This window comes from Saprospiraceae bacterium, assembly GCA_016717265.1.
Lineage (GTDB): Bacteria > Bacteroidota > Bacteroidia > Chitinophagales > Saprospiraceae > Vicinibacter.
Genome location: JADKFX010000001.1, coordinates 1235060 through 1247500 on the forward strand (window position 1 = coordinate 1235060; position 12441 = coordinate 1247500).

The following is a 12441-nucleotide window of genomic DNA, read 5'->3' on the forward strand; positions in this document are numbered from 1 at the left end:
TATGAAAATAATTTATATAAATGATTCGTTTTCAATTGATTGGACTGCAAAATACGCTGGGTTTTCGAGACAACCAAAGGATGTATGCAGGACCGGTTTGAAAGACTCCTCTACATTGCCTTATGAGTATCTACTTCAGGCTTATTTGGATATGCAAAGAGACTCTATTAAATCATTGTGAAAGAATCATTTTTGACTCCACTAGTCATGCTATTGACAAATTTAGTGGTCAATACAATTCTTGTACAAGATTCGATAATGAAACCTTGATTTCTTCGTTTGTATCTTTGAATTATGAAGCAACTCAGTTTATTTGTTTTAATCCTGTCATCCCTATTTCTATCTTGTTCAAAACAAGAAGTAGGAGATTTTCAACTGGAATATCGGATGAGCCTTGAATTGCCAGCAAATGCGAATCCATTATTTACGCACGTATTTGAAAAAAACATTGCCTCCTCCTGGATTCAATTTTTAAAAGCAAACAACCTCGAAGATTCCGATATCAGAATGGTTCGACCAAGATCTGTAATCTTGTCACCAGCTATTGGCAATAATTTAAATTATGAAAATTTCGTAGAAGCCCATGTTAGTGTATATGATTTTCAAGACCCGGGTGGAATATTACAGATAGGAGATTTATATGAAATTATTGGCAGCCAGGACGAATTGATTTTTTTACCTGGTCTTGCAAATGTAAAAGACATTATTCGGCAAGCTGAGTTTATACTTAAATTAGAATTCAATGTACGAGCGATTCCAGGTTCACTTACGGAACATTATTTGATCGTTCAATTTGATGTTTTTAGGAATTAATTATAAAGTTTTCTGTTGAAATTTTAATTCTAAAATGCTTACTGTTTAGCATAAATTTTCATTTGAAAGTTAAAGCTGTCCAGATTTTGACGCTCTAACTTATTGAACCCTTCAAATTGATACGCTTTGAAATTTAGGAAATGAGGCCAGGAATTTATTAAATTATAATTTTTATCAACAATAAATGGGTGATACTTAATTGGATCATTTACTGGATAAAAGTAACATAGATTTATAGCCAGAATATTTTGTGTTTCATGCTTGCTTTGCAAATCATTTGATTTCATTCTAATTTCTTTTGACGCAGGAATTTTTGACCAAGCATTTTCGTATTCACAAACAGTTTCCAGCGCTGTTACAATTTGGGAATTGTACAAGCTCCAATAAATGTCTCTTGGGTAACTTATGGATGCATAATTTTTAAAACAAACTGCAAAGTTTAAAATGAACACCGAAGAAAGTAAAAGCCAAACAAATTTTTGAATTGATTTAAACTTGCCTATTATTTCATTTATTGAATAGACGGAAAGAATACAAACAAAAGGAATATACTGATGTATTAGTCTACCATAAAACAATACTTTATTTTGATAAAATCCAAAATAGGCATAGATTAAAAACAGCAAGATTAAGGGAATAAAAATGAATTCGGTATACTTTTTAGAATTGTCAATTCCGGAAATTATTTTTTTAAGAATGAGTATAAAATATAAGCACAATCCTATTAATAAGATAATGCCACCTGGTCCTTCAACTTCTATTAAATATTTTTGTAAAAACGAAAAGGATTCATCAAAGGAACCTTGCGTAATTGTCTTTGATAAATTTAAGGCTTCCTGGAGATAGGATTGACTTCCGAGTCTTGCAAATATTTCAACAAATAGGAGGCAACATACGCAAGTTAAAATAAAGTAAAAACCATAAATTAATCTGGCTGTTAATGTTTGCTTATTTATAGTATTGAATAGGAATAGCCAAAAATTGTAAATGTATAATACAAAATACCCGGGATAAACTAAAAAGCCTAAGAATGAAAACGCAGCTAGCAAAATGGATTTTTTTATTGAAAGCGCTTCATTTTGGGTATAGACAATTGTTTTATAAATGCAGACATATAAAATTAATAAGCTGGAATCATAGGGAAGCGCATGTCTGATATATAGATAAGAGTTTATTAATGAACTGAATACTAAAACGCTTATCAGAGAGAGCCATAGATCGCTCAATAAAAGTTTTGATATTTTATAATGTACGAATAGGAGGAAGCAATAAATACTGAAATTGAATATAAATAATGGACTGGAATTTTTACTTTCGTAGTAGTTCAAATCAAAAATTTGTGCTGTAATATATTGGATTCCATTTGGGAATATTTTTAGAATGGCTTCTCCTGGCCTGCCTTGGGTGGAGAAAATTGCATTTATTGCCAAACGAAATTTAAATTCTGAAAATGCTACTAATGCTTTTGCAGATTCAACATATCGCGCTTCATCAGGGAATGCTAAAAATCCACAGCCGATCAAACTAAATTTCAGACTTGTTGTAATTAGAATGGTAGTTAGTAGCAGATAATGTAGCGGATACATTTTTACATGATTCCTGCTTTGCTTAAAATTGAAAACAAGAGAATTATAAAAGAATTTCAAGGTAGGTGGCAAATGATCTGCGTTTTATTGTTACTACTTGTTTGCGAATGTATAGAATAACTTGCAGGTGGAAGCACATTTTAGCATTGTTAATTAAAGCCTGGCTTTAGTCTTGTATTAAGGAGTGATTTCCATGTTTCTTAATACTGCGCAATTATTTTGAATTGTGGTAACTTATTCGGACTCCAGACAAAAATCTTTGATTTGTTGATCCTTACTTATGGATATGGTTTTTAAAATGTTCTCGGAGCTAAGGCCAATGGTTTGGAATTAATACTACGAATCAATTCAAATACATTTACCTATAGAATGTTTCAATTAATGTTTTAAATGTTTTAATTGAATTACTTCTTTTTCTGTCAAATGTCGATACCGACCTCGGGGAAGATTTTTTTTGGTAAGTCCGGCAAGATATACCCGATCTAATTTTTCAACCTGATAACCGAGATGCTCAAAAATTCTGCGGACAATTCGATTCTTTCCAACATGCAATTCAATGCCGACTTCATTTTTTTTATCATTGGCATAATCGACACCATCAACCAGGGCTTTGCCATCTTCTGGTAAAATAACACCTTCCATGATTCTTTCCAGATCATTTTTGGTGATGTTTTTATCTAATACGGCATGGTATAATTTCTTCATTCGATGAGAAGGATGGCCAAGCTTTTGAGCAAGTTCGCCATCGTTGGTCATTAATAATAAGCCCGTAGTATTTCGATCTAATCTGCCTATAGGAAATACCCGTTCTTTAATTTCATCTTTGATAAGATCGAATACTGTTTTTCGTCCTCGTTCATCATCCATCGTAGTAATGATGTTTTTAGGTTTATTTAATAAAAGATAAACCGCTTTATGATAAGGTTGAACAATTTTATCCTGATAGCTTACTTTATCAGCAGGCTGGACTTCATAAGCTGGGTTGTCTAACACTGCGCCATTGACACTAATTTTGCCTGCTTTAACTAATGCGGCAGCTTCTCTTCTCGAACATATTCCGCAATGAGCAATGTATTTATTGAGCCTGTAATGGATATCAAAGGAAGGGGGTGGAATAGGTTCTTTTCTTTTAGAACGGAATGTCTTCTTCATCATTCATTTTGGATTGTTTGATGATCACGTTGGGTGTAGCAACACTTCCAAATGGATCAAAATTTTGTTGGAGTGGTACAAATTTAGCAAATTTATCGATAAATTTCATGCCTACAGTACCTGTAGCTCCATTTCTATGCTTTGCAATGATGAGCTCTGTATAACCTTTTGGCATTTCAAAGGTGTTTTCCAATTCATAATAATCTGGTCGATAAATAAACATAACCATATCTGCATCTTGTTCGATTGCTCCAGATTCCCTTAAATTGGATAATTGAGGTCTTTTGTTTTCTTTACTTTGCGTTTCTGCTGCACGGTTTAATTGTGATAATGCGATGACCGGGATATTAATCTCTTTTGCTAAACTTTTAAGTGCTCTTGAGATGGTGGAAATTTCTTGTTCCCTACTACCTTTTTTATCATTAGAACCTACCGTCATCAATTGTAAATAATCGATGATCACCATTCCGATTTTATATTGTTGATGAAGTCGACGACATTTAGCTCTTAATTCGAATACATTCAAGGAAGGAGTATCGTCAATATATATAGGTGCATCGCTTAATTTATTAATAGATTGATTGAGTTTAGTCCAATCTTCATCATCTAATTTAGCATTTCGCATTTTACCACCTTCAATTTCTGCTTCCATTGAAATTAGACGATTCACCAATTCGAGGTTGTTCATCTCCAGTGAAAACAAGGCAACAGGTGTATTATAATCCATTGCAGCGTTTCTGGCTAATGCTAAGGTAAACGAAGTTTTACCCATACCCGGACGAGCGGCTACAATAATTAAGTTGGATTTTTGCCAGCCAGAGGTTAATTCATCCAATTCTGGAAATCCGCTTGGGATTCCTGACATTCCAGATTCTTGATGCGTCATGTTTTCTAGACGTTGCTGTGCTTTTCGCACTAAGGATCCAACAGATTCATATCCACGTCTCAAATAATTGTCAGTAATATCATAAAGTCCTTGCTCAGCAGAATCCAATAAGTCAAATACGTCTTTTGTATCTTCAAAACAATCCTGTATGATTGCGGTAGAATTTTTAATTAATTCCCGTTGTACAAATTTCTGTGCTACTATTTTGGCATGGTATTCCAGATTTGCAGAAGATGCTACTTTATTTGCAAGTTCCAGAATATAAGCTAATCCACCTATTTCTTCCAGGAGTTTAGTTTTATGAAGAATTTCCCGGATGGTAAGGGTATCAATGGGCTGATTCGTTTCAAATAAACGGATCATAGATTGGTAGATCTTTTGATTTGCCGGTTTATAGAAACTTTCTGGTTTAAGGATATCCAGAACTATAGAAATAGCATCTTTATCTAACATTACGGCACCTAAAACAGCTTCTTCGAGTTCAATTGCTTGAGGCTGAAGCCGTTCATACGCCAGGGACGAAACATCCGGAGTCCTGGGTTTAAAATTACTTTTTGTAAAAGATAAAGATTCTTTAAGAGATTCGGCCATGAAGCAATTCGATTAGGTCTTGTTGTAAACTGGTACAAAAGTAAAATACAACAAATAATAAAAAAGTTTTATATGAGCTGAGAAATTGTTTAAAACTTACTAAAAACCTGTTTAAAACTTGTTGAAAACTCCTGCAGCGAATAGTTGCCTCAAATATACATATGTTATTTGACAATAATATGAAAGCGAATCGATAGTTTTCATTTGGCTATCAAGGACTTATTAGATAAAGATTTAATATAAGAATGAGATAATCGACAATGATAGCTGTCATTTTCTCTTAGGTGTCTTCAAAAAAACACCAACATTATATGTGAAAAAATAATAATAATTTTTTTTTCTTAATATGTATTAGTTTGATTTACCTATCTTATTTAATTTATTTTGGACACTTTCTACCATTTTCGTTTGATTTGAAATTTCTGATTTGGTAATATCTTGATCTTTATCGTTGGTAATAATGTTTGCTTCAGCTTTCTTAATTTTTGCTTTAGCATTTTCGATATCATCGTGGTAATTCTTGTTGTCCTGGAGTAGATTCGCCATTTTTTTATTCAGTTTTTTCAATTTATCCTGTTCATCTTCAAGTTCGGAGCGGGTTTTTTCGCGTTGTACCTCAAAGGAAAACTCTTGAATGAATTCTTTGGCCCCAGCAAATTCTTTTGGATAATCAGTTGAGTTCAAGAAGCCATTTTTTAAGTCAAAAAAGGCAGTAAGGCTGTTATCTTCTGTAATTACATATAAATCAAAAGAATTTTCACCATGAATGGATTTTATGGTGGCATTATTTATAAAGTCCTCATCCGCTTTTCTATTGCGATTTAGTTTGCCATATTCCTTGGTATAATTCTTCCAGACCTTGTCGATGAGTTTTTCATCTGCATCTGGAATGGTTATGCTGATTCCATTTTGAACACCCAGGCTCATTTGTAATTTGTTTTCGCGGGCTTGTCCAAGAGCGGTAAGTTGGCTTAACAGGCAGCAGCTAAGTAAAATGATAAGTTTATTCATAAATTGTTGGTTTATATAATGTAAGACAAAAATTTTGCCAGAAGGATTCCCAAATCCTGTTAAATTTAGTTTAAATGATTTAGGAGCGGAATAAATTAAACTTTAGGATACAATAAATTGCCCTAAAGCCGTCTTTCCAGCTAATCTTTTTACCTTCCAGATAAGTTCGACCATAGTAAGAGATTCCTACTTCATAAATTCTTATGCCAGGAATACGAGCGATTTTTGAGGTTACTTCAGGTTCAAAACCAAATCTTTTCTCCTGTAAATCCAGATTTTTTAAAATATCCGCTTTAAACAACTTATAACAAGTTTCCATGTCTGACAAGTTCAAATTGGTACAGGCATTGGATAAGAATGTCAGAATTTTATTGCCAATAGAATGCCAGAAAAACAAGATTCGATGAGGGTGACCACTCGTAAAACGAGAACCATAAACAACATCCGCGTGTCCTTCCAGGATTGGTTTAAGAAGGTCATTATACTCTCTGGGATCATATTCAAGGTCTGCGTCTTGTATAATTATATAATTGCCAGTAGCTTCTTTAATACCGGTATGTAAAGCAGCTCCTTTTCCTTTATTGACCGCGTGTTTAAAATATTGACAATGTTGTTCTGGGTGTTCCTGGATGTATTGGAGCAGTTTGGCTTCGGTTCCATCTTTCGAACAATCGTTTACAAGTATGATTTCTTTTTGGATGCTGTCACGCAATTGCACCCTGGCAATGGCTTCTAAAATGAGGTGGATTGTTTTTTCCTCATTATAAACTGGGATGACAATCGAAAGTGTTTGAACGGACATAATTAGATTTCGGCAAATTTAAGATATATCTAGGAAACCGACGATGGATTAGGGTTTTGCTCAATTTGCAAGAAATAAAAGCAGAAATTTTTAATTAAATGATGGCTTCTAATTCGTCATTTTGCGAATTAAATTTCAATTTTATGAGAAGTGCCTTTTAATACACCTGATGCTGTTTAGAAATAGCAAAAATATTATGAAGAAGATTTCATTTTAAAATAAGCAATTCAATAATAATGAATTTTTGTAAATCAACGAACCCTAACTATTTTATATCTGTCTTAATTCCCTCCTTAAAATCTTACCTATATTTGTTTTGGGTAAGGCATCTCTGAATTCAATAGATTTTGGAATCTTGTAATTGGTTAAATTTTCTTTACAATATTCATGGACTTCAGACTCCGTAAGACTTTTATCTTTTTTAACGATAAATAATTTTACAGCTTCTCCGGATTTTTCATCTGGTACACCAATAGCTGCAGCTTCTAAAACTTTGGGATGTCTTGAAATTAAATCTTCTATTTCTGCCGGAAAAACTTTGAATCCAGATACAATGATCATGTCTTTTTTGCGATCTACAATTTTAAAAAAGCCATCTTCATCCATCATGCCAATATCTCCGGTACAGAGCCAACCATCTACAATCGTTTTCGCAGTTTCATCTGGACGATTTAAATACCCTAACATAACTTGAGGTCCTTTAACTTGGATTTCACCTGCTTCCTGAATTCCACAAATCCGGCCATAGTCATCTACAATTCGCACATCTGTAGAGGGTACAGGCATTCCGATGCTTCCTGTTTTCCCTTTTCCATCAATTGGGTTAATACTTATAACGGGCGAAGCTTCTGTCATTCCATAACCTTCACAAAGCCAGCAGCCGGTAAGTGACTTCCATTTTTCTGCAACAGCCGATTGCACTGCCATACCACCACCTACGGTTACTTTTAAACTACTGAAATCAATTTTAGAAAAACCAGGATGTTGCATGATCGCATTAAAAAGTGTATTTACACCAGTCATTAAACTGATTGGGTGTTTGCGAAATGCTTTAATAATTGACCCACAATCCCGGGCATTAAGAATTAATACCGTGTTTGCACCAATTGCCATCATAGCCATTACATTCACTGCAAATGCAAAAATATGATACATCGGTAAAGGTGAAAGGGTAGTCTCTTTTCGCTCTTCTAAATAATAACAAATGACCGCTTTAATTTGCTCCACATTGGCAACCAGATTTCGATGCGTTAACATAGCACCTTTACTGATTCCGGTAGTACCTCCGGTATATTGTAATAAAGCAATATCTTCCGATTTGATGCTAACTGGTTTTAAACTTTGTTTTGCACCCTGTCTTAGTGCTGTTGTAAAATTTACAGTATTAATCAATTTATATTTTGGGACTAATCTCTTTATGTATTTTACCATAAAGTCGACTACGGCTCCTTTAAATCCACCTAAAAGTTCACCAATGGTAGTTAAAATTACAATTTCAATTTTTGTTTTAGCCAGGATTTTTTCGAGGTTCGATGCAAAATTTTCAACAATTACGATTGCTTTTACATCTGCATTTGTAAAAACAAATTCCATTTCCCGGGGAGTATATAAAGGATTGGTATTGACTACAATCACACCAGCGCGGATCGCGCCAAAAATGGCGATAGGATATTGTAATAAATTTGGCATCATCAGGGCAATCCGATCCCCTGGTTTAAGTCCTCTGTATTGAAGGTATGCAGCAAATGCATTTGATTTTTCATCTAATTCTTTATAAGTAAGCGATTGACCCATAAGGGTAAATGCTTTAAGATTGCTGAATTTTGTAAAAGACTCCTGAATAAATTCCCGGAGTGAAGGATAGGTATCCACTTTTATATTGGCAGGTATGCCTTCAGGATAGTTTTTAAGCCAGGGTCTGGAATCCATCATGGTTTTTGCTTGAAATGTGAAAATACAACAGATTTAGTAATTCCTTTTCTAGTTATCCTGGTAGCCGTTTCAATAGCATATTTTAAAGGTTTTGAAAGGCATATTTTAAATGATTTTGACTTGATTCTAATTTATTTAGCTGAGTTGCTAGAAAAAGGATACCTTTGCGCCGCTAAAAAATTATTTCTTAACCTTTTAAAAATATCCAAAATGTTGGACGAAAACAAATTAATACCAGAAAACGACCCTGAAATCAAAGACGAAGAACTGTTACCCCTTCCTAAAAAGGAAGAAGATATCGTAAGTCTATTAGAAGAAGCGGTTGATCTGGAAACACTAGTCGAAACAAGTGACTATTCTGGTCCTCACGACGAGTTTGATTGGTCTATTAGCAATAAAAATACTCTAAACTATTCTCCTGAAGATCAACAAAAGTACATTAATGATTATGATTCCACCTTTAGAACGGTTATTGACGGGCAGGTAATTCAAGCTAAAGTTGCCGGTACAACGGGTAATAGTGTAATTCTTGATATCAATTATAAATCGGATGGACTCATCGCGAAAACTGAATTCAGGGATCTTGATCCAAAACCAGGTGATACGATCGAAATCTATGTTGAAAAAACAGAAGATGAAAAAGGCCATCTTGTACTGAGTCGTAAAAAAGCTAAGCTTTTAAGAGCTTGGGAAAATTTGGTGGATTCTTATAAAAATGGAACGATTATAAAGGGTTCTGTAATTAGTAAAACAAAAGGAGGCCTTATTGTCGATTGTAATGGTTTGGAAACCTTCTTACCAGGTTCTCAAATAGATATTAAGCCAATCACGGATTATGATGCATATGTAGGTAAAGTGATGGAATTTAAAGTGGTAAAAATTAATGAAACCATTAAAAATGCGGTCGTTTCTCATAAAGCCTTAATCGAAGGAGATTTACAAGAACAACGCGAACAAATTATTTCCGGACTTGAAAAAGGTCAGGTTCTTGAAGGAACTGTTAAAAACATTACCGATTTTGGAGCCTTCCTGGATTTAGGAGGTGTAGATGGTTTATTATATATTACAGACATCTCTTGGGGTCGTATTAACCATCCAAATGAAGTTTTGGAGAAAAATCAGAAGATTAATGTTGTGGTATTGGATTTTGATGAAAACAAAAAGCGAATTTCATTAGGTCTAAAACAATTACAACCACATCCTTGGGAAGTAATGCCAATAGATATTGTAGAAGGTTCTACGGTAAAAGGAAAGATTGTCAACATTGAAGATTATGGAGCATTTCTAGAGATTCAGCCCGGTGTGGAAGGATTAATTCACGTTTCAGAAGTAAACTGGAACAGTCAGCCAGTGCATGCAAAAGATTACTTCTTCTTAGGTCAGGAATTTGAAGCCAAAGTAGTGACCTTGGATCGCGATGAACGCAAAATGTCTTTGAGTCTGAAACAATTATCGGAAGATCCTTGGACGAAAATCATGCAGAATTATCCAGTTGGTTCAAGACATTCAGGAGTTGTTAAGAACCTAACACCATATGGAGTGTTTGTTGAGCTAGCTGAAGGTATTGGTGGTATGGTTCATATTTCAGATTTATCCTGGACTAAACGTTTCAACCATCCTTCAGAATATACACGCGTTGGTAACAACTTAGATATATTGATCATGGAGATTGATGCAGAAAGCAGAAAACTATCTTTAGGTCATAAACAATTAGAAGAAAATCCATGGGATACTTTTGAAAATGTATTTCCAGTTGGATCTTATCATGAAGCAACGGTGTTGCGCAAGGATGATAGAGGCTATACGGTTCAATTACCTTATGGATTAGAAGCCTTTTCACCTGCAAAACACATGAAAAAAGAAGACAATACACAAGCAGCAGTGGAAGAAATTTTGACGGTGAAAGTGATTGAATTCAATAGAGACGATAAAAAAATCATGGTTTCACATTCCAAATATTTGGATGATGTTAAAAAAGAAGCCGATGATAATGTGAGAAAAGAAAAGGAAGGGGAAGTTATAAAAGTTAAGAAAGCGGTTGAAAAAACGCAATCGAAAATTGAAGCAACGACCTTAGGTGAAATTGAAGGATTCAGTGCATTGAAAGAACAGTTTCAAGAAAATGCAAGAACTAAATTTACACCACCACCATTAACACCGGTTGAAACCACTTCTGAAGTTAAAGCGGAAGAAACGCCTGAAGCTAAAGCGGAAGAAACACCTGAAGCAACTGTTGTGGAAGAGACAAAAGAAGAATCACCGGTTGTAGAAACGGAAGCTCCGATACTTGTAATGGAAGTGCAAAAAGAACCCAAAAAAGCTGCAAAAGCTTCAAAAGGCGATGATTTAAAAATTATCGAAGGAATTGGGCCAAAAATTGCGGAACTTTTAATTGCTGATGGTATTGTAAGTTTTCAAGATTTAGCGAATGCAAGTCAGGTAAAATTGAAAGAAATTCTGGATAATGCCGGATCCCGCTACAAAATGCATGATCCGACTACCTGGCCACAGCAATCTTTGTTAGCTGCTGAAGGCAAAATGGAAGAATTGAAAACATTACAAGACAGTCTTAAGGCTGGTAAAGTAGAATAAAAATTATTGAAAATCAGATTTATAAAGCCCTTGCCAAAACAAGGGCTTTTTTTGTTTAACATTTATTATAAAATGTTTAAACAAAATATTATATTAGTGGTTATTTAGATTGCTATGCCAGAAAAATTAAAACTTGCAGTTATTGGTGCCGGAATTTCAGGTCTGGCAGCAGCTATTGAATTGGCTGATAAAGGTTGCAAGGTAGCGGTATTTGAAAAAAACCCGAGTTATGGAGGGAGGGGTCAAATGATAGAACGCAATGGATTTAAGTTTGACTTAGGTCCAAGTTGGTATTGGATGCCAGATGTATTCGAACGGTTTTTTCAGGATTATGGCAAATCAACCAGTGATTATTATGAACTGCTTCGATTAGATCCATCATATCAAATTATTTTTTCAAATGAAACAATTCAAATTCCAGCGGAAATTCATGAAACCTATGCTTTATTTGAACAAATTGAACCTGGAAGTAGTGTATTTCTGGAGAAATTTTTAAAAGAAGCAAAATATAAATATGAAGTTGGAATGCAAGAATTTGTGAGAAAACCAGCATTGCAAATCTCAGAATTTTTAAGTATTCGTTTATTAAAGTCAGTATTTTCAATGGAATTGTTTAGTTCCCTTGAAGCGGCTGTTTTCAAAGGAGTTAAAAATGACAAGCTCCGTAAACTTTTATGTTTTCCTGTATTATTTTTAGGAGCAAAACCATCTGAAACGCCTGCATTATATAGTTTAATGAATTATGCAGATCTTATTTTAGGAAGCTGGTATCCAAAAGGTGGAATGATAAAATTATTTGAAGCTTTATATTTAATAGCGATTGAAAAAGGAGTTCAGTTCCATTTTAATACAGCAGTTGAGAAAATTAATATTGAAAATAAAACAGTAAATGGAATCCGTATAGCTGGTAAGGACTTGTATTTCGATGCTGTTTTATCCACGGCAGATTATCATCATACAGATACCGCATTAGTAGATTCGAAGTATCGGCAGTATAGTAATTCCTATTGGGAAGATCGCACCATGGCACCCTCTGCTTTGATATTTTATCTTGGCATCAATAAACGAATAGATCA

General features: G+C 34.3%; 10 protein-coding genes (1 of these 10 running past the window's edge). 4 read left to right on the forward strand and 6 right to left on the reverse strand.

What is annotated here, in order from left to right:
- Position 1 precedes the first annotated feature (1 nt).
- The gene (locus IPO86_04830) at positions 2-181 is read left to right on the forward strand and encodes a hypothetical protein (GenBank protein ID MBK9727428.1); all 180 of its coding nucleotides are present in this window, start codon (positions 2-4) and stop codon (positions 179-181) included.
- Positions 182-294: 113 nt separating this feature from the next.
- Complete coding sequence (locus IPO86_04835) at positions 295-813, forward strand: hypothetical protein (GenBank protein ID MBK9727429.1); 519 nt, start codon at positions 295-297, stop codon at positions 811-813.
- A gap of 38 nt (positions 814-851) precedes the next feature.
- On the opposite strand, the gene IPO86_04840 is transcribed toward IPO86_04835, so the two are convergent.
- From IPO86_04840 to IPO86_04865, 6 genes are all read right to left on the reverse strand, one after another.
- Entirely contained in the window at positions 852-2399 is a 1548-nt protein-coding gene (locus IPO86_04840; protein MBK9727430.1) for a hypothetical protein, read from the reverse strand.
- 378 nt (positions 2400-2777) lie between these two features.
- Positions 2778-3554 (reverse strand): rRNA pseudouridine synthase, encoded by a 777-nt coding sequence (locus IPO86_04845; protein MBK9727431.1) that lies wholly within the window; start codon positions 3552-3554, stop codon positions 2778-2780.
- On the reverse strand, positions 3529-5028 hold the full coding sequence (gene dnaB, locus IPO86_04850) for a replicative DNA helicase (GenBank protein ID MBK9727432.1): 1500 nt from the start codon (positions 5026-5028) through the stop codon (positions 3529-3531). Before dnaB ends, IPO86_04845 begins: the two co-directional genes overlap by 26 nt.
- A gap of 351 nt (positions 5029-5379) precedes the next feature.
- Positions 5380-6039 carry a hypothetical protein gene (locus tag IPO86_04855; GenBank protein ID MBK9727433.1) on the reverse strand — a complete coding sequence of 220 codons (660 nt, stop codon included), beginning with the start codon at positions 6037-6039 and terminating at the stop codon, positions 5380-5382.
- Between the two features lie 79 nt (positions 6040-6118).
- Entirely contained in the window at positions 6119-6841 is a 723-nt protein-coding gene (locus IPO86_04860; protein MBK9727434.1) for a glycosyltransferase family 2 protein, read from the reverse strand.
- Positions 6842-7111: 270 nt separating this feature from the next.
- Positions 7112-8770, reverse strand: coding sequence for an AMP-binding protein (locus IPO86_04865; protein MBK9727435.1), 1659 nt, complete (start codon positions 8768-8770; stop codon positions 7112-7114).
- A gap of 213 nt (positions 8771-8983) precedes the next feature.
- Between IPO86_04865 and rpsA the strand changes: the two genes are divergently transcribed.
- On the forward strand, positions 8984-11365 hold the full coding sequence (rpsA, locus tag IPO86_04870; GenBank protein MBK9727436.1) for a 30S ribosomal protein S1: 2382 nt from the start codon (positions 8984-8986) through the stop codon (positions 11363-11365).
- A gap of 114 nt (positions 11366-11479) precedes the next feature.
- Positions 11480-12441, forward strand: the 5' portion of a protein-coding gene (crtI, locus tag IPO86_04875; protein ID MBK9727437.1) for a phytoene desaturase. Its footprint extends 523 nt past the window's final position; the window shows 962 of its 1485 coding nt (coding positions 1-962); the start codon lies at positions 11480-11482; the stop codon falls past the right edge of the window.